Below are 17,717 nucleotides of genomic sequence, written 5' to 3'. Positions count from 1 at the left end.
GTGTTCGGACGTCGCAAGAAGAGTGGTTCCGCCGAGGACGCGGCGGACGAGGTGCGCGAGGCCGAGCAGGTCGCCGACGAGCCCGAGGGCAGCGACGGTGCCGCCAAGGGCGCCCGTCGGATGAATCTTCCGCCGGCCCCCAGGCCGGACGGACCCTGGGACAGCACCGAGGTCACCGAGCCCGGCGAGGGCCGGGTCGACCTGGGCGGCATCTTCGTCCCCGGGGTCGAGGGCATGGAACTGCGCGTCGAGGTGGCCGGGGACGCGATCGTCGCCGCCACCGTGGTGCTGCGCGACAGCGCGGTCCAGCTGCAGGCCTTCGCCGCCCCCAAGAAAGAGGGCATCTGGGGCGAGGTCCGCGACGAGATCGCCTCGGGCATCACCCAGCAGGGCGGCATCATCGACGAGGTCGAGGGCCCGCTGGGCTGGGAGCTGCGCGCGCAGGTCCCCGTACAGCTCCCGGACGGCACGGGCGGTGTGCAGCTCGTGCGCTTCGTCGGCGTCGACGGGCCGCGATGGTTCCTGCGCGGAGTGATCTCCGGTCAGGGAGCCGTCCAGCCGGAGGCCGCCGGGCTGCTGGAGACGGTCTTCCGGGACACCGTGGTCGTCCGCGGCGACGGCCCGATGGCCCCCCGCGACCCGATCGTCCTCAAGCTCCCCAACGACGCCCAGATGGTGCCCGAGGGCGTGCAGCAGGAGGACCAGGAGAGCTCGAAGTTCTCCGGCGGCATGGGCCAGCTCCAGCGCGGCCCCGAGATCACCGAGGTCCGCTAGCAGCACTTGGCAGTACTTCGCGGCACAGGCCGGTGGGCCGCCCCCTTTCCACGGGTGCGGCCCACCGGCCATTGCCCGAGTGTGTGCCGCACGCACATACTGGCGGGCGACGACGCAGGCCACGTAGGCACGGGGGAGCAGCATGACCGAGAGCACCAGCGGGCAGTCCGGCACGGCCCTCGCCGAGGACCCGGCCCGTACGGTCATGGTCACGGTCGAGAACCTGCGCCGCTCGTACGGGAGCGGAGCGGCCGCCGTGCACGCCCTGCGCGGCATCTCCTTCGAGATCCCCCGCGGTGAGCTGGTCGCGCTCAAGGGCCGCTCCGGCTCCGGCAAGACCACCCTGCTCAACCTGGTCGGCGGCCTTGACACCCCGGACGACGGCCGGATCACCGTCGACGGCACCGAGCTGGCGGGGCTCGGCGAGAAGGGCCTCCTGGAGTTGCGCCGGGACCGGGTCGGCTTCATCTTCCAGTCCTTCGGCCTCATCCCGATCCTGACCGCCGCCGAGAACGTCGGCGTACCGCTCCGGCTGCGCAGGGCCGACCCGGCCGAGCGCGACGAGCGGGTCGCGCTGCTGCTCTCCCTCGTCGGCCTCGCCGACCACGCCGAGCAGCGGCCCGGCGAGCTCTCCGGCGGCCAGCAGCAGCGCGTCGCCATCGCCCGCGCCCTCGCCAACCGCCCCGCCCTCCTGATCGCCGACGAGCCCACCGGGCAGCTCGACGCCGAGACCGGGCTCGCCGTGATGGAACTGCTCCGCGCGGTCGTCCGCAGCGAGAACGTCACCGCTCTCGTCGCCACCCACGACCCCCAGCTGCTGGGCCTCGCCGACCGGGTCCTGGAGCTGAGCGACGGCCACGTCGTCGAACACGGCTGACGTTCCCGTAGCGCCTCCGCACCGGCTCCGGCGCACATCAGAGTTCCGTCAATACGCTCCCCACCCGCACTCCCGGGGACCGAACCACGGCTCCCGGCGGAGTAGCGTCGAGGTCGGCAGCCGCACCGGGTGCCACCGGCCGTCGACAGGACGCCGCCGGACGGAAGAAGACAATGGGGCCATGGGACGCGGCACACTCCGGATCTACCTGGGCGCGGCACCGGGCGTCGGCAAGACGTACGCGATGCTCTCCGAGGCCCACCGCCGGGTCGAGCGCGGCACCGACTGCGTGGTGGCCTTCGTGGAGCACCACGCCCGGCCGCGCACCGAGGTGCTGCTGCACGGACTGGAGCAGGTCCGGCGCAGCGAGATCGGTTACCGCTCGGCCGTCTTCACCGAGATGGACGTCGACGCCGTCCTGGAGCGCGCCCCGGCCGTGGCCCTGGTGGACGAGCTGGCCCACACCAACGTCCCCGGCTCCCGCAACGCCAAGCGCTGGCAGGACGTCGAGGAGCTCCTCAAGGCCGGGATCGACGTCATATCCACGGTCAACATCCAGCACCTGGAGTCGCTCGGCGACGTCGTCGAGTCGATCACCGGCGTCCGGCAGCGCGAGACCGTACCCGACGAGGTGGTCCGCCGGGCCGACCAGATCGAGCTGGTCGACATGTCGCCCCAGGCGCTGCGCCGCCGGATGGCGCACGGCAACATCTACCAGCCCGACAAGATGGACGCGGCCCTCTCGAACTACTTCCGCCCCGGCAACCTCACCGCGCTGCGCGAGCTGGCCCTGCTCTGGGTCGCCGACCGGGTCGACGAGTACCTCCAGCAGTACCGCGGCGAGCACAACATCCGCACCCCCTGGAAGGCCCGCGAGCGCATCGTCGTCGGGCTGACCGGCGGGCCCGAGGGCCGCACCCTCATCCGCCGCGCCTCCCGGATGGCGGCCAAGGGCTCCGGCAGCGAGATCCTCGCCGTCTACATCGCCCGCAGCGACGGCCTGACCTCGGCGTCCCCCAAGGAGCTGGCCGTCCAGCGCACCCTGGTCGAGGACCTCGGCGGCACCTTCCACCACGTCATCGGCGACGACATACCGGCCGCCCTGCTGGCGTTCGCCCGCGGCGTCAACTCCACGCAGCTCGTGCTGGGCTCCAGCCGCCGCAAGGCCTGGCAGTACATCTACGGCCCCGGGGTCGGCGCGACCGTCGCCCGCGAGTCCGGCCCCGACCTCGACGTCCACATCGTCACCCACGAAGAGGTCGCCAAGGGCCGCGGTCTGCCCATCGCCCGCGGCGTCCGGCTCGGCCGCGCCCGGATCATCTGGGGCTGGCTCGTCGGCGTCATCGGCCCCGTCCTGCTCGCGGTGGTGCTGCGCGGCATGGAGGACGCCCCCGGCCTCGCCAACGACGTCCTGCTCTTCCTCTCCCTGACGGTGGCCGCCGCCCTGCTCGGCGGACTGCGGCCCGCGCTCGCCTCGGCGGCCGTCGGCTCCATGCTGCTGAACTACTGGTTCACACCGCCCACCCACACCCTGACCGTCCAGGACCCGGAGAACCTCGTCGCCATCGTGATCTTCTTCGCGGTGGCGGTGGCGGTCTCCTCGGTGGTCGACCTCGCGGCGCGGCGTACCCACCAGGCCGCCCGGCTGCGGGCCGAGTCGGAGATCCTCTCCTTCCTCGCGGGCAGCGTCCTGCGCGGCGAGACCGCCCTGGACGCCCTGCTGGAGCGGGTCCGGGAGACCTTCGCCATGGAGTCCGTCGCCCTGCTGGAGCGCGGCGGCGACGTGGAGCCGTGGACCTGCGCCGGATCCGTCGGGCCGGCCCCGGTCGCCCGTCCCGACGACGCCGACGTGGACATGCCGGTCGGCGACCACATGGCCCTCGCGCTGTCCGGCCGGGTACTGCCCGCCGAGGACCGCCGCGTCCTCGGCGCGTTCGCCGCGCAGGCTGCCGTCGTCCTGGACCGCCAGCGCCTGGTCGGGGAGGCCGAGGAGGCCCGCAGGCTCGCCGAGGGCAACCGGATCAGGACCGCCCTGCTGGCCGCCGTCAGCCACGACCTGCGCACCCCGCTGGCCGCCATCAAGGCCGCCGTCAGCTCGCTGCGCTCCGACGACGTCGCCTGGTCCGAGGCGGACGAGACGGAGCTCCTGGAAAGCATCGAGGACGGCGCCGACCGGCTGGACCACCTCGTGGGCAACCTGTTGGACATGTCCCGCCTCCAGACCGGTACCGTGACCCCCCTGATCCGCGAGATCGATCTCGACGAGGTGGTCCCCATGGCGCTCGGCGGCGTCCCGGAGGGCAGCGTCGACCTCGATATCCCCGAGACACTGCCGATGGTCGCCGTCGACCCCGGGCTCCTGGAGCGGGTCGTCGCCAACATCGTGGAGAACGCCGTCAAGTACAACCCGGGCCGGGAGCCCGTCGCCGTGGCCGCCAGCGCACTCGGCCCCCGGGTCGAGCTGCGGGTCGTGGACCGGGGCCGGGGCGTCCCCGACGAGGCCAAGGAGCGGATCTTCGAGCCCTTCCAGCGGTACGGGGACGCTCCGCGCGGCGCCGGCGTGGGCCTCGGCCTCGCTGTCTCCCGGGGCTTCGCCGAGGCCATGGGCGGCACCCTCGACGCCGAGGACACCCCGGGCGGCGGGCTGACCATGGTCCTGACCCTCGCCGCGGCGCCGGGCGGCGTCCGGGCCGACGCCGAGCTGCCGGACCGGGTCACCTCGTGACCCGCCCCCGCGGGCCGGGACGCCCCGGGGCGTCCGCCGCCCGCTGCCACGCCGGTCCGTCCTCCGCCCCGTACGACAGAGTTCTTCCCTCCTCCCCGTGCAGCAGAAAGGCAGGTCCGCGATGACCAGGGTGCTAGTGGTCGACGACGAGCCGCAGATCGTCCGCGCCCTCGTGATCAACCTGAAGGCCCGCCATTACGAGGTCGACGCCGCGCCCGACGGGGCGACCGCCCTCCAGCTCGCCGCCGCCCGCCACCCCGACGTCGTCCTCCTCGACCTCGGGCTGCCCGACATGGACGGGGTCGAGGTGATCAAGGGCCTGCGCGGCTGGACCCGGGTCCCGATCCTCGTCCTCTCCGCGCGCCAGACCTCCGACGAGAAGGTGGAGGCCCTGGACGCCGGGGCGGACGACTACGTCACCAAGCCCTTCGGCATGGACGAGCTGCTGGCCCGGCTGCGCGCCTCCGTACGCCGCGCCGAACCGGTCGGCCAGGAGGGCGGCGCCGAGGACGTCGCCCTCGTCGAGACGGCCGGCTTCACCGTCGACCTGGCGGCGAAGAAGGTGCACCGGGAGGGCCGCGACGTACGGCTCACCCCCACCGAATGGCATCTGCTGGAGGTCCTCGTCCGCAACAGCGGCCGCCTGGTCAGCCAGAAACAGCTCCTCCAGGAGGTCTGGGGCCCCTCCTACGGCACCGAGACCAACTATCTGCGGGTCTACATGGCCCAGCTGCGCCGCAAGCTGGAGGCGGACCCCTCGCACCCCCGGCACTTCGTCACCGAACCGGGCATGGGGTACCGCTTCGAGCGCGGCTGACACCCACCGGGCGGGGGCCCGGACCGGTGCGCGGGGCACCCTTTCGAGTGGTTGCCCCGGGCCTCCGTGCACCGCCCGCAGGACCGGTAGGCTTCGGGTATGAGTGCTGTTTCCCGATCCGAGAAAGCCGGGAAGGCCGGGAAGGCGGCGCGGCCTTCCGGGCGCTTCCGCCGTCTGCTCGACCGGCTCTCCAGTTCCCAGGAGGACCTGGAGTCCCAGGAGCTGTGGGAGGACGCGCAGGCCACCGGATGCACCCGGATCTCCGAGTGCTCCGATCGGCAGATCGTGAAGGTGGCTGGTACGTTGCGGACCGTCACCCTCCGTCCCCGGGCCGGAGTGCCCGCCCTGGAGGCGGAGCTCTTCGACGGCACCGAACCGCTGGATGTGGTCTGGCTCGGCCGGCGCTCCATCCTCGGCATAGAGCCCGGCCGCAGGATCATCGCCTCGGGGCGGGTCGCCATGAGCCACGGCCGCCGGGTGCTGTTCAACCCCACATACGAACTCCGACCGCTCGGCAAGGAGTAGCCGGTGACGTCTCTCGACAAGCCGACGTCCGACACGGACCAGCCCCACCGCACCGACCCGCAGCACGCGGGCGGGAGGCACGCAGCCCAGCAGGACGCCGAGGCGAAGGCCGTCACCGAGGCCGCCCTCTTCGAGGCCTTCGGCGGTGTGCGCGGCATGGTGGAGACAGTCCTTCCCGGACTGCTCTTCGTCACGATCTTCACCATCAACAAGGACCTGCACATCGCGGCCATCGCGGCCCTGGCCGTGTCCCTGGCCCTCGTCGCCGTCCGGCTGATCCGCCGGGACACCGTCAAGCACGCCTTCAGCGGCGTCTTCGGGGTGGCCTTCGGTGTCGTCTTCGCGATGATGACGGGCAATGCCAAGGACTTCTACCTGCCGGGCATGCTCTACACCCTGGGCCTCGCGGTCGCCTACCTCGGCACCGCGGCCGCCGGGGTGCCGCTGATCGGCCTGATCCTCGGCCCGGTCTTCAAGGAGAACCTCTCCTGGCGGACTCGTAACCCGGGCCGGAAGAAGGCATACACCAAGGCCAGCTACGCCTGGGGCCTCATCCTGCTGGCCAAGTGCGCGATCCTCTTCCCGCTCTACTGGTGGGCCGACACGACCCAGTTGGGCTGGGTGCTGGTCTCGCTGAAGATCCCGCCGTTCCTGCTCGCGGTCTATCTGACCTGGGTCTTCCTCGCGAAGGCGCCGCCGCCCATCGACGTCTTCGCCGAGATGGAGGCCGAGGAACAGGCCGAGAAGGAGCGCACGGCGCGGGCCGCCGCCGCCCTCGGCGACCCGGACGCCTGACCCGTACACCCGACATCCGACGGGGAAGGGCCCGGAACCGCTCGGCGGTTCCGGGCCCTTCCCTCTGGTGCGGCGGTCAGCCGTCCGCAGGATCGCGGCGGACCGACAACAGGTCCTCCAACTGCTCCTCGCGCGCCTGGGCGGCCACGAACAGCAGCTCGTCACCGGCCTCCAGGGACTCCTCGGGGCTCGGCGTCAGCACCCGGGTACCCCGGATGATCGTCACCAGCGAGGTGTCCTCGGGCCAGGCCACGTCCCCGATGCGGGTACCGGCCAGCGCCGACTCCGGCGGCAGGGTCAGCTCGACCAGGTTGGCGTCGCCGTGGCTGAAGCGCAGCAGCCGGACCAGATCGCCGACACTCACCGCCTCCTCGACCAGGGCCGACATCAGACGCGGCGTCGAGACGGCGACATCCACGCCCCAGGACTCGTTGAACAGCCACTCGTTCTTCGGGTTGTTCACCCGGGCCACCACGCGCGGCACGCCGTACTCGGTCTTGGCGAGCAGCGAGACGACCAGATTGACCTTGTCGTCCCCGGTCGCGGCGATCACCACGTTGCACCGCTGCAGCGCCGCCTCGTCCAGCGACGTGATCTCGCAGGCGTCCGCGAGCAGCCACTCGGCCATCGGCACCCGCTCCACCGAGATGGCACTCGGCGCCTTGTCGATCAGCAGCACCTCGTGTCCGTTCTCCAGCAGCTCGGCGGCGATGGAACGGCCCACCGCGCCCGCTCCGGCAATCGACACACGCATCAGCGACCGCCTTCCTCGGGTCCCTCGGCGAAGGCCTCTTCGACCTTGGCGATCTCGTCCGTACGCATCATCACGTGGACCAGGTCGCCGTCCTGCAGAACGGTCTGCGAGGTCGGCAGCATGGCCTCGCCCAACCGGGTGAGGAAGGCCACGCGGACCCCCGTCTCCTCCTGGAGCGTGCTGATCCTGTGGCCGATCCAGGACGGCGTCGTGTGCACCTCGGCGAGCTGCACGCCTCCGCTCGGATCGCGCCACAGGGGCTCCGCGCCCGAAGGCAGCAGCCGCCGCAGCATCTGGTCCGCCGTCCAGCGCACCGTCGCCACGGTGGGGATGCCGATGCGCTGGTAGACCTCGGCCCGCTTCGGGTCGTAGATGCGCGCCGCGACGTTCTCGATGGAGAACATCTCGCGCGCCACCCGGGCCGCGATGATGTTGGAGTTGTCCCCGCTGCTGACCGCGGCGAACGCCCCGGCATCCTCGATCCCCGCCTCGCGGAGGGTGTCCTGGTCGAAGCCGACCCCGGTGACCCGGCGACCGCCGAATCCGGACCCGAGGCGACGGAACGCCGTGGGGTCCTGGTCGATCACCGCGACGGTGTGCCCCTGCTGTTCCAGGGTCTGTGCGAGAGCGGCTCCGACGCGCCCGCAGCCCATGATGACGATGTGCACTGTGCGCCTACCCCGCCGTCCTGGTCATCCGGCTGACCTGCGAAAACACGCTGCTCACACTTCTCTCTCAGCTTGCTGGGCAAACAACGGGGCGCACCCGCGGTGCGGCCCCGGGACGAGCTTATGCGCCGAGGAAGTATTCGCCCCATCCGAGTGTCCGCATCTGTGCGCACTCCGGCAAAGGGAAAGCAAAATGGGCCGAACGGGCGCAAGGATCGCGTTAAAGAATGCGGAGGTGTTCTCCGCCGGGCGCAGGAGATTGCGGGGCCACGTCGAAAGGGCGTGCGCCGGGACCACGGGCTCCGCATACGATCCTCTGCGTGTCCAAACTGACCGACCTGCCCAAACGGATCCTTATCGGCCGGGCGCTGCGCAGCGACAAGCTCGGGGAGACACTCCTTCCCAAGCGCATCGCGCTCCCCGTCTTCGCGTCCGACCCGTTGTCCTCGGTGGCGTACGCACCCGGAGAGGTCCTCCTCGTGCTGTCCATCGCGGGGGTGTCGGCGTACCACTTCAGCCCCTGGATCGCCCTCGCGGTCGTCGTCCTCATGTTCACGGTCGTCGCCTCCTACCGGCAGAACGTCCGCGCCTACCCGAGCGGCGGCGGCGACTACGAGGTCGCGAACACCAACCTCGGCCCGAAGGCCGGACTGACCGTCGCCAGCGCCCTGCTCGTCGACTACGTCCTCACCGTCGCCGTGTCGATCTCCTCCGGCGTCGAGAACCTCGGCTCCGCGATCCCGTTCGTCATCGAGCACAAGACGCTCTGCGCCATCGGCGCCATCGTCCTGCTCACCCTGATGAACCTGCGCGGCGTCAGGGAGTCCGGGAAGCTCTTCGCCATCCCCACCTATCTCTTCGTGGCCGGCGTCTTCCTCATGATCCTGTGGGGCGCGTTCCGGGGGATGGTCCTCGGCGACACGATGCACGCCCCCACCTCCGACTTCGAGATCAAGCCCGAACACGAGGGTCTGGCCGGCTTCGCGCTCGTCTTCCTCCTCCTGCGGGCCTTCTCCTCCGGCTGCGCCGCCCTCACCGGGGTCGAGGCGATCAGCAACGGAGTGCCCGCCTTCCGGAAGCCGAAGAGCAAGAACGCCGCGACCACGCTCGCCATGATGGGCCTGCTCGCCGTCACCATGTTCTGCGGGATCATCGGCCTGGCCCTGGCCACCGACGTGAAGATGTCCGAGAACCCGGCCGTGGACCTCATCCGCGACGGCTCCCCGGTCGGCGAGGACTTCACCCAGGACCCGGTGATCTCCCAGGTCGCCGAGGCGGTCTTCGGCCATGGCTCGTTCCTCTTCATGGTCCTCGCCACGGCGACCGCACTCGTCCTCTTCCTGGCCGCGAACACCGCGTACAACGGCTTCCCGCTGCTCGGCTCGATCCTCGCCCAGGACCGCTACCTGCCGCGCCAGCTGCACACCCGCGGCGACCGCCTGGCGTTCTCCAACGGCATCGTCCTGCTGGCCGGGGCCGCCATCCTGCTCGTCTGGTTGTACGACGCCGACTCCACGCACCTGATCCAGCTCTACATCGTCGGGGTGTTCGTCTCCTTCACCCTCAGCCAGATCGGCATGGTCCGGCACTGGAACCGTCTGCTGGCCGACGAACGCGACCGGGCCAAGCGCCGCCACATGGTCCGCTCCCGGGCCATCAACGCCTTCGGCGCCACCTTCACCGGCCTGGTCCTCGTCGTGGTCCTGGCCACCAAGTTCACCCACGGCGCCTGGGTGGCCCTGCTCGGCATGGTCATCTTCTACGGCACGATGACCGCGATCCGGAAGCACTACGACCGGGTCGCCGCCGAGATCGCCGCCGACGAGGCCCCCACCGACGAGACCCTGCGCCCCTCCCGCGTCCACGCGATCGTGCTGGTCTCCAAGCTCCACCGCCCCACGCTGCGTGCCCTCGCCTACGCGAAACTGATCCGCGCCGACCATCTGGAGGCGCTCTCCATCAGCGTCGACCCGGCCGAGACGAAGGCACTGCGCGAGGAATGGGAGCGGCGCGGCATCAACGTCCCGCTCAAGATCCTCGACTCGCCGTACCGCGAGGTGACCCGCCCGGTCATCGAGTACGTCAAGGGCCTGCGCCGCGAGAGCCCGCGCGATGTGATCAGCGTCTACATCCCCGAGTACGTGGTCGGCCACTGGTACGAGCACCTGCTGCACAACCAGAGCGCCCTGCGCCTGAAGGGCCGCCTGCTCTTCACGCCCGGCGTCATGGTGACCTCCGTCCCGTACCAGCTCCAGTCCTCCGAGGCCGCGAAGAAGCGGGCCCGCAAGCACGCGGACTGGAGCCCTCCGGGGGCGGTCCGCAGGGGACCGGTGGAGCGCGGCCAGAAAGAGCCGAACCACAAGGGGTGAACGCACGGGCGATGGGTCGGCGGCCGGTCGTGGTAAGCACCCCGGCCCACGTCCACGTAGACTGATGGGCTGTTGTCGGGCCGTCTGCCCGACCGTTCGCCCTCTTTCTCCCTTTCTCCCTGGAGCCTCCCCTCATGCAGAACGAACCCACGTCGTCGCTGGTCGGGGAGGAGTACGAGGTCGAGGTCGGGCCCGTCGCGCACGGCGGTCACTGCATCGCCCGCACCGACGCGAACCAGGTGCTCTTCGTACGCCACACGCTCCCCGGCGAGAAGATCATCGCCAAGGTCACCGACGGCGACACGGACTCCCGTTTCCTGCGGGCCGACGCGGTACGGATCATCGAGCCGTCCAAGGACCGCGTCGAGGCGCCCTGCCCGTACGCCGGACCCGGCATGTGCGGCGGCTGCGACTGGCAGCACGCCAAGCCGGGCGCGCAGCGCCGTCTCAAGGGCGAGGTGATCGCCGAGCAGCTTCTGCGCCTGGCGGGCCTGACCCCCGAGGAGGCCGGCTGGGACGGCACGGTCATGCCGGCCGACGGCGACAAGCTCCCCCCGGGCGAGGTGCCGGCCTGGCGCACCCGCGTCCAGTACGCCGTCGACGCGGACGGCCGCGCGGGCCTGCGGAAGCACCGCTCGCACGACGTCCAGCCGATCGACCGCTGCCTGATCGCCGCCCCGGGCGTTTCCGAGCTCGGCGTCGAGAAGCGCGAGTGGCCCCAGATCGCCGCGGTGGAGGCCATCACCGCCACCGGCTCGAACGACCGCCAGGTCATCCTCACCCCGAAGCCCGGCGGCCGGCTTCCGCTGGTCGAACTGGACAAGCCGGTCTCCGTGCTCCGCGTCGACGAGAAGGACGGCGGCGTCCACCGCGTCCACGGCCGCGCCTTCGTCCGCGAACGCGCCGACGACCGCACCTACCGCGTCGGCTCCGGCGGCTTCTGGCAGGTTCACCCGCAGGCGGCCAACACCCTGGTCCGCGCGGTCATGCAGGGCCTGCTGCCCCGCAAGAACGACACCGCCCTCGACCTCTACTGCGGCGTCGGCCTGTTCGCCGGCGCCATCGGCCAGCGCATCGGCGAGAAGGGCGCGGTCCTCGGCATCGAGTCCGGCAAGCGCGCGGTCGAGGACGCCCGCCACAACCTGGGGGACCTCGACCGGGTCCGCATCGAACACGGCAAGGTCGACCAGATCCTGCCCCGTACGGGCATCACGGAGTGCGACCTGATCGTCCTGGACCCGCCGCGAGCGGGCGCGGGCAAGCAGGTCGTCAAGCACCTGTCGGGGCTGGGCGCGCGCAAGATCGCCTACGTGGCGTGCGACCCGGCGGCGCTGGCGCGGGACCTGGCGTACTTCCGGGACGGCGGGTACAAGGTGCGGACGCTGCGGGCGTTCGACCTGTTCCCGATGACGCACCATGTGGAGTGCGTGGCGATTCTGGAGCCGGTGAAGAAGGACGCCTGATCTGGGGTTTTGTGTGTGCGCCTTATGTGGGGTGCGGGTGTTGCGGGCGGTGTCCTGACGCTGAAATGACGCGCGTGACGCTCATTTGACACTTGTTCTGATGAGGTGTCAGGTGGCTTGCTGGGCAGGTCGGCCCTCGTCGAGACGGCGAGCATTGGTGTGGCGCCGAGGGTGGGGGCCGGTGGACGCCCTTTCGGCTTTGCCCAGCGGGCGGCACCCCGGTGTGGCGTGGGCTGGAGTCCGCCCGGCACGGCACCTGGGATGTGCGTGGTCCGCGCCTGTCCGGAGTTCGGTCAGGGCAGCGCAGCCAGAGATGCTGTCGCCCCGCGCGAGTGCTGATGCCGGGTCGTCCATGCGCCTCTTGGCCGTGACTTTGCGGGTCCGGATCGCCGGAAGGAGGGCCTACAGGTGTCCTGCGGCCGGGGGCAGAGGGGAGGTCCGCCGTGGTGGAGGCGGGGACCGCTCCACGAGCTTGGCGGCACGGTCATCGTCATCGACCCCGAGGCCCTCGACAACGCCCGCGAGCTTCACCCCGAACTCGGCCACGTCGGCCACCCGATCGCCGCCGCCCAGGACGCCGATCTGCTGCTGCAACTGACCGAATGGCCGGAGTTCAGCCACGTCGACCTCCACCGTCTCGCCAACCGCGTCACGAGCCCGAAGGTCATCGACGGCCGGGGCACCCTCACCTCACCCCCCCCGTTGGCGCGAAGCCGGCTGGACCCACCGAGCTCTCGGCCGTCCCTGACAGCCAACGGGTTGCGGCAGATCCTTCGCCGGCGACGGCACCACCTGGGGCAGCTCCAGCCTCCTGGACCTGATGCCGATCGTGCTGGGAGCACCTGCCCGATGACATCGGTGCCGCACTGGCACACCGGCTGGAGGAACACCTGACCGAACACGGACTGGCAACCGAACACCCCGCCTCCCCGCACTACCTCTCCGACGGCTACTGGCGCGGACCGATCTGGGCCCCCACTGCCGTGCTCATCGAGGACGGACTGCGCCGCGCGGGGCACCACCGCCTGGCCGAGGACATCAGCGCCCGCCTCCGAGCGCTGTGCGAGACCTCCGGCTTCGCGGAGAACTTCGACGCCCTCACCGGCAGCGGCCTGCGCGACCGTGCCTACACCTGGACAGCCAGCAGCTGTCTCCTCCTCGCCGAGGCGTACGAACTCCGCAGGACCGAGCAGTCCAGGACCGCTGAGGTGTGAGGCGGCCCGCTCCGGTCCGGCGATGCCGAACTGGCGGTAGCGGGTGGCGGGTAGCTCAGTGGGCAGCGGTCGTGTGGCTGACCTGGAAGCGTTCCGCGGCCCCGGCACGGGGGCTGGCCCGGTCGGGGCAGGTGCGCCGGGGTGCTCCGCCAGGGACGGTACGGGAGTTCGGATGCTGGACCGGGGCCGCCACTCGGGCACTACAGCGCTCGGCCGCGGGATGATCCACGGTCCCCGGGGGCAGGTGATCGTCCGCCGAAGGGCGTTGTCAGTGCCTCCCCATACAGTCGGAGACATCACTCGGGGAGCACCGGGGGAGCACCGGAGAAGGAGCAGAACCATGTCCGCCAACAGGATCCAGCACAAGGTGAATCACGTCGCTCTGGTCGTGGACGCTTCGGGCTCCATGTACCAGCACCAGAGTCAGCTCATCCGCGTCGTCGACGAGTTCGTGGCGGGGCTGAAGGCGGAGTCGGACAGCCTCGGCCATGAGACGCGGATCAGTCTCTACTCCTTCGACCACCGGGTGGAGAACCTGGTCTGGGACATGGACGTGAAGCATCTTCCGTCCATGCGGGGGCTGTACAAGGTCAACAACGGCGCGACGGCCCTCATCGAGGCCTCGCTGAAGTCCCTGGACGACCTGGGGCACATCTGGGAGGAGTACGGCGAGCACAGCTTCCTCCAGATCGTGGTGACGGACGGCGAGGAGAACGCCTCCGGCGGCGACCGGCGGCACGACGGCGACATGGCCATCCTCGGCCCCTGGCTCGACCGGATCACCACGAAGATGAACGGGCTCCCGGGGCACTGGACCTCCGCGATCCTCGTTCCGAACTCCCTGGCAAAGCGCACCGCCCAGAACTACGGCTTCCCGGCCGGCAACATCGCCATCTGGGACGCGGACTCCCAGAAGGGCGTCGAGGACGCGATCGGCACCGTGCGCGCCGCCGCCACCAGCTTCCTCCGCGGTCGCGAGCAGGGGGTGCGCGGCACGAAGAACCTGTTCGCCGTCGGCCAGGACATATCGGTCGACGACGTGCGGGCCACGCTCGAACCGGTCGCGGCCGACAAGTACCGCCTGCTGAAGGTCGACAAGGAGATGGAGATCCGCGCCTTCGTCGATTCGCACCCGGGTGTTACCTACGAACGCGGCTCCTGCTACTACCAGTTGGGCACCCGGGTTCAGGTACAGCCCGACAAGGAGGTCATCGTGGTGGAGAAGGACACCGACCGTGCCTATACGGGCGAGGCGGCGCGCAACCTCCTGTTCGGCGCCGGCGTCCGAGGGACCGTCTCCGTGAAGGCCGGCAACAACCCCGCGCTGGAGGTGTATGTGCAGAGCCGCTCGGTGAACAGGAAGCTCAAGGCCGATACGCGCCTGCTCATCATGCTCTGACGTCCCGAGAGGCCGGTTCGTGAGGTTTTGAGTGGCTCTGTCGTCGCCTGATGGTGTGGGTGCAGACGGAATCCTCCGGTCCGCAGTCGGTGGCCTGCTGATGTGGTGGGGTGGGTGAACGCAAGCCGTACCCGAGCGACTTATCGGATGAGCAGTGGGCTCTGATCGAGCCGGTGATCACTGCGTGGAAGGACCGGCACCGCTCAGTCAGCGGCCACCAGGGCGCCTACGCGATGCGGGAGATCGTGAACTCGATCCTCTACCAGGGCCGTACCGGCTGCCAGTGGGCCTATCTCCCGCACGACCTGCCACCGAAGAGTGCGACGTACTACTACTTCGCTGCCTGGCGGGACGACGGAACCGAACATGTCGTCCACGAACTCCTGCGCTGCCAGGTCCGTGAACGAGCCCGCCGGTTAGAGGACCCGACCCTGGTGGTGCTGGACACCCAGAGTGTCCACGCGGCCGTCGGGGTCCCAGCGTCCACGACCGGCCGGGACCCTGCGAAGAGGGTGCCGGGCCGCAAGCGGGGACTGGCCGTGGATGTGCTGGGCCTGGTCATCGCCGTTATCGTCCTGGCCGCGAACACCCACGACAACGCCGCGGGCATCGCCCTGCTGGACCAGGTCGCCGAGCACACCGGCGGCACGGTCGAGAAGGCCCTGGTCGACCAGGGGTTCAAGACGGCTGTGGTCGCCCACGGCACCGCGCTCGGCATCGATGTGGAGATCGTCGAACGCAACCCGCAGGAGACGGGATTCGTTCCGCAGCCGAAGCGGTGGAGGGTCGAGCAGACCTACGGGATCCTGATACGGCACCGGCGTCTGGTCCGCGACTAGGAGCACCACCCCGCCTCCTCCGCTTCCCGTGTCTACTGGGCGATGACGCACGTCATGGCCCGTCGGCTCACCGGCGCGAGCGCCCCCACCTGGCGCGATGCGCAGGTGGTGGCAGCGTGAACGTCCAACCGCTGCTCGACGCGCTCGGCCTCCAGGAGGAAGCTGCCCGTGCCCTGGCAGGCGACCTCCGCGCCCAGATCGAAGAACTCCAGGCTCGGCTGCGGGAGGCAGATACCCACCTCGAACACCTCGCGATCACCCGGAAGACCGTCACCGCTCTCGCCGACCGGCTCCCGGCCGTTCCGCCGCGCCTGCCCGAGCACCCTGACTATCCCCGCATCCTCGCCGTCCTCAACGAGTACGCGGACATATCCTCGCCGAGACCGACACCGGCAGCTTCACCAGGAGGCCATGATCGGCCAAGTACCGCGGTCCACGGCCCTGCCTCAACCTCGCCGGGAATCGCACAACACCTCAGGAAGTGCCGCTCTCTGTGGCCTTGGGCTGCTGTTGGGTGGCGCAGTGGATGCCTCCCCCGCCTTCGGCGACGGTGTGGATCTCCAGCTGGACGACCTCGCGGTCGGGGTAGAGGTCGCCGATGACGGCGGCGGCCTGCTGGTCGGCTTTGTGGTCGCCGAAGCGGGGGATGAGGACGGCGTCGTTGGCGATGTAGTAGTTGGCGTAGGAGCCGAGGAAGTCCTCCCCGCGACGGCCGAGCCGGGCCGGATCGGGTTCGGGGAGGTCGATGATCTCGAACCTTCTTCCACGGGCGTCGGTCGTGTTCTCCAGGACGCCACGAGCCTGGTCGTAGGCGCGGGTCCACACATCCGGCCCGTCGCCGGCCCAGGCGCGGCTGAGCAGGACGACACTGTCCTCGCCGAAGCGGGCCAGCGAGTCGACGTGGTAGTCGGTGATGTCCTGGCCCTTGACGCCCTTGAACCAGATCACCTTGTCGGCGCCAACCAGTTGCTTGAGGGAGTTCTCGATCTCGTCGCGGCTCAGGTCGGGGTTGCGGTTGGGGTTGACCAGGGAGCTCTCGGTGACCAGGAGGGTGCCGTGGCCGTCCACCTCCAGTGAGCCGCCCTCTCCCACCAGGGGCGCGTCGACGCTGGGCACGCCGGCGTACTCCAGGACGGCGCGGGCGACCTTCGCGTCGCGCTCGTGCTCCTGCTTGCCGCCCCAGCCGTTGAAGTGCAGGTCGATACCCTCAAGGCCCTTCGGGCCCTGGACGAAGGTCGGGCCGCTGTCGCGCATCCACAGGTCGTCGGTGGGTACCGCGATCACCTCGACCCCGGAGCCGCAGGCCCGGCGGGCGGCCTTGACCTCCTCCGGGGCAGCCAGCATGACTACAGGCTCGAACTCGGCCAGCGCCCGGGCGATGCCCGCGATGTCACGCTGGACGTCGTCCGCCATGTCCTCCCAGACCGACTCCAGCGGCGGCCAGGACATGAACGTGCGGACATGCTCGCGGGTCTCCGCCGGCATGAACAGCTCGGCCTGCTTCTGAACGGGCACCGCGCTCTCCTCTGCCCCGGCCGACGGTCGGCCCGGCTTCTTGTCCTGATCCTGGGCGCAGGCTGTCAGCCCTGCGGCAGCCAGCGCGGCAGCCACACCGCCGCTCAGCACGCTTCGGCGGTTCGGTCTCCTCATGACACGGCTCCCATCCTGGACAGAACAAATCCTGACTGAAATTTCAGTCAGGTGAGACGGTAGCATTGCCTCCGTCACCGCCTGGATCTTTCGAGGGAGCCGAACCGTGTCCGCCCGCCGCACCGCCATCCTGGAAGCCGCCGCCCGTGTCATCGCGCAGCGCGGCATCAGGGGCCTGCGAGTCGAGGAGCTGGCCGAGGAGGCCGGCGTGTCGACCTCGCTGATCTACTACCACTTCCACGACCGGGCCGGCCTCCTCGCCCGCACCCTCGAATTCGTCAACACCCGCGCCGAGCACTACACGCACTCCGCCGCCGACCCCGCCGCCGACCCCCGCGGCCACCTGGAAGAGATGCTGCTCCTCGAACTCCAGGACACCCCCGTCGTCGTCGAGAACAGCACCGCCTGGGGCGAGCTGCGATCCACCGCCGTCTTCCAGCCCGAACTACGCGACCAGCTCCGCACCACCACCGACAGCTGGAACGACTACACCAGCGACCTTATCCACCGCGCCCAGCAGACCGGCCGCGCCACCCCCGACATCTCACCGGACGACGCCGCAGACCGACTCACCACCCTTGTCGAAGGGCTCAGTAAACGCTGGCTCAGCGACACCCTCACCCTCGACCGCGCCCGCCACCTCCTACGCGGCGCTATCACCGCAGAACTCGGGCCCTGACCCGACCAACACGGCCCCCGCCCTCATCCGAAACAGGACATCAACGTGCGAACCGCCCTCTGACGTCCTGACGGCGGGGCCGTCGATGAATTAGTGCGTTGCTTGCGGTAGTTGGGCTCGTTGGTGTGGTATGGGGCGCTTTGATGGATCGACGAGGTCGTTACGAGCG

General features: G+C 70.3%; 14 protein-coding genes and 4 pseudogenes. 14 read left to right on the top strand and 4 right to left on the bottom strand.

The annotated features are described in order from the left end of the window. The 6 genes from ACGF2Y_RS22905 (at nucleotide 1) to ACGF2Y_RS22880 (ending at nucleotide 6,513) form a co-directional block, all read left to right on the top strand. Nucleotides 1–774 (top strand): DUF3710 domain-containing protein, encoded by a 774-nt coding sequence (locus ACGF2Y_RS22905; RefSeq protein ID WP_392950453.1) that lies wholly within the window; start codon nucleotides 1–3, stop codon nucleotides 772–774. Between the two features lie 142 nt (nucleotides 775–916). Further along, nucleotides 917–1,651 carry an ABC transporter ATP-binding protein gene (locus tag ACGF2Y_RS22900; protein WP_392950451.1) on the top strand — a complete coding sequence of 245 codons (735 nt, stop codon included), beginning with the start codon at nucleotides 917–919 and terminating at the stop codon, nucleotides 1,649–1,651. A 181-nt stretch (nucleotides 1,652–1,832) separates the two neighbouring features. Next, complete coding sequence (locus ACGF2Y_RS22895) at nucleotides 1,833–4,376, top strand: DUF4118 domain-containing protein (RefSeq protein WP_392950449.1); 2,544 nt, start codon at nucleotides 1,833–1,835, stop codon at nucleotides 4,374–4,376. Nucleotides 4,377–4,497: 121 nt separating this feature from the next. Then, a complete protein-coding gene (locus tag ACGF2Y_RS22890) occupies nucleotides 4,498–5,193 on the top strand; it encodes a response regulator (protein WP_392950447.1) in 696 nt (231 codons plus the stop codon). Nucleotides 5,194–5,292: 99 nt separating this feature from the next. Continuing rightward, entirely contained in the window at nucleotides 5,293–5,718 is a 426-nt protein-coding gene (locus ACGF2Y_RS22885) for an OB-fold nucleic acid binding domain-containing protein (RefSeq protein WP_392950445.1), read from the top strand. 3 nt (nucleotides 5,719–5,721) lie between these two features. Further along, entirely contained in the window at nucleotides 5,722–6,513 is a 792-nt protein-coding gene (locus ACGF2Y_RS22880; RefSeq protein WP_392950443.1) for a DUF3159 domain-containing protein, read from the top strand. Nucleotides 6,514–6,589: 76 nt separating this feature from the next. Here ACGF2Y_RS22880 and ACGF2Y_RS22875 read toward each other — a convergent pair whose 3' ends face one another. Next, on the bottom strand, nucleotides 6,590–7,267 hold the full coding sequence (locus ACGF2Y_RS22875; RefSeq protein WP_392950441.1) for a potassium channel family protein: 678 nt from the start codon (nucleotides 7,265–7,267) through the stop codon (nucleotides 6,590–6,592). After that, nucleotides 7,267–7,935 (bottom strand): potassium channel family protein, encoded by a 669-nt coding sequence (locus ACGF2Y_RS22870; protein ID WP_392950438.1) that lies wholly within the window; start codon nucleotides 7,933–7,935, stop codon nucleotides 7,267–7,269. The genes ACGF2Y_RS22875 and ACGF2Y_RS22870 overlap by 1 nt, the downstream gene beginning before the upstream one ends. Before the next feature lie 320 nt (nucleotides 7,936–8,255). Between ACGF2Y_RS22870 and ACGF2Y_RS22865 the strand changes: the two genes are divergently transcribed. The 6 genes and pseudogenes from ACGF2Y_RS22865 (at nucleotide 8,256) to ACGF2Y_RS22840 (ending at nucleotide 15,339) form a co-directional block, all read left to right on the top strand. Beyond that, a complete protein-coding gene (locus ACGF2Y_RS22865; protein ID WP_392950435.1) occupies nucleotides 8,256–10,304 on the top strand; it encodes an APC family permease in 2,049 nt (682 codons plus the stop codon). 134 nt (nucleotides 10,305–10,438) lie between these two features. Beyond that, nucleotides 10,439–11,767 carry a class I SAM-dependent RNA methyltransferase gene (locus tag ACGF2Y_RS22860; RefSeq protein WP_392950432.1) on the top strand — a complete coding sequence of 443 codons (1,329 nt, stop codon included), beginning with the start codon at nucleotides 10,439–10,441 and terminating at the stop codon, nucleotides 11,765–11,767. 408 nt (nucleotides 11,768–12,175) lie between these two features. Next, nucleotides 12,176–12,394 (top strand): annotated as a pseudogene (locus ACGF2Y_RS22855) (hypothetical protein); the annotation flags it as partial. Between the two features lie 157 nt (nucleotides 12,395–12,551). Next, nucleotides 12,552–12,981 (top strand): annotated as a pseudogene (locus ACGF2Y_RS22850) (glycogen debranching protein); the annotation flags it as partial. Between the two features lie 340 nt (nucleotides 12,982–13,321). Next, nucleotides 13,322–14,380 (top strand): VWA domain-containing protein, encoded by a 1,059-nt coding sequence (locus ACGF2Y_RS22845; protein WP_392950429.1) that lies wholly within the window; start codon nucleotides 13,322–13,324, stop codon nucleotides 14,378–14,380. Between the two features lie 110 nt (nucleotides 14,381–14,490). After that, nucleotides 14,491–15,339 (top strand): annotated as a pseudogene (locus tag ACGF2Y_RS22840) (IS5 family transposase). On the opposite strand, the gene ACGF2Y_RS22835 reads toward ACGF2Y_RS22840, so the two are convergent. Further along, entirely contained in the window at nucleotides 15,252–15,458 is a 207-nt protein-coding gene (locus ACGF2Y_RS22835) for a hypothetical protein (RefSeq protein WP_392950706.1), read from the bottom strand. The pseudogene ACGF2Y_RS22840 and the gene ACGF2Y_RS22835 overlap by 88 nt on opposite strands. Between ACGF2Y_RS22835 and ACGF2Y_RS22830 the strand changes: the two are divergent. Further along, nucleotides 15,393–15,575, top strand: a pseudogene (locus ACGF2Y_RS22830) (hypothetical protein); the annotation flags it as partial. The gene ACGF2Y_RS22835 and the pseudogene ACGF2Y_RS22830 overlap by 66 nt on opposite strands. A gap of 118 nt (nucleotides 15,576–15,693) precedes the next feature. Here the strand turns inward: ACGF2Y_RS22830 and ACGF2Y_RS22825 are convergent. Then, a complete protein-coding gene (locus ACGF2Y_RS22825) occupies nucleotides 15,694–16,734 on the bottom strand; it encodes an agmatine deiminase family protein (RefSeq protein WP_392950426.1) in 1,041 nt (346 codons plus the stop codon). Nucleotides 16,735–16,975: 241 nt separating this feature from the next. Here ACGF2Y_RS22825 and ACGF2Y_RS22820 point away from each other — a divergent pair, with 241 nt between their 5' ends. Further along, a complete protein-coding gene (locus ACGF2Y_RS22820) occupies nucleotides 16,976–17,548 on the top strand; it encodes a TetR/AcrR family transcriptional regulator (RefSeq protein ID WP_392950424.1) in 573 nt (190 codons plus the stop codon). Nucleotides 17,549–17,717: the final 169 nt, after the last annotated feature.

The sequence above is a fragment of the Streptomyces sp. NPDC048142 genome, from assembly GCF_043202835.1.
Classification (GTDB): domain Bacteria; phylum Actinomycetota; class Actinomycetes; order Streptomycetales; family Streptomycetaceae; genus Streptomyces.
This window is presented reverse-complemented; position numbering and strand designations above follow the sequence as displayed.

Bases quoted from the DNA above. Each gene is read 5' to 3' on its own strand.
- ACGF2Y_RS22895 (WP_392950449.1), top strand. From the start codon at position 1,833: ATGGGACGCGGCACACTCCGGATCTACCTGGGCGCGGCACCGGGCGTC.
- ACGF2Y_RS22845 (WP_392950429.1), top strand. From the start codon at position 13,322: ATGTCCGCCAACAGGATCCAGCACAAGGTGAATCACGTCGCTCTGGTC.
- ACGF2Y_RS22900 (WP_392950451.1), top strand. From the start codon at position 917: ATGACCGAGAGCACCAGCGGGCAGTCCGGCACGGCCCTCGCCGAGGAC.
- ACGF2Y_RS22860 (WP_392950432.1), top strand. From the start codon at position 10,439: ATGCAGAACGAACCCACGTCGTCGCTGGTCGGGGAGGAGTACGAGGTC.
- ACGF2Y_RS22890 (WP_392950447.1), top strand. From the start codon at position 4,498: ATGACCAGGGTGCTAGTGGTCGACGACGAGCCGCAGATCGTCCGCGCC.
- ACGF2Y_RS22885 (WP_392950445.1), top strand. From the start codon at position 5,293: ATGAGTGCTGTTTCCCGATCCGAGAAAGCCGGGAAGGCCGGGAAGGCG.
- ACGF2Y_RS22875 (WP_392950441.1), bottom strand. From the start codon at position 7,267: ATGCGTGTGTCGATTGCCGGAGCGGGCGCGGTGGGCCGTTCCATCGCC.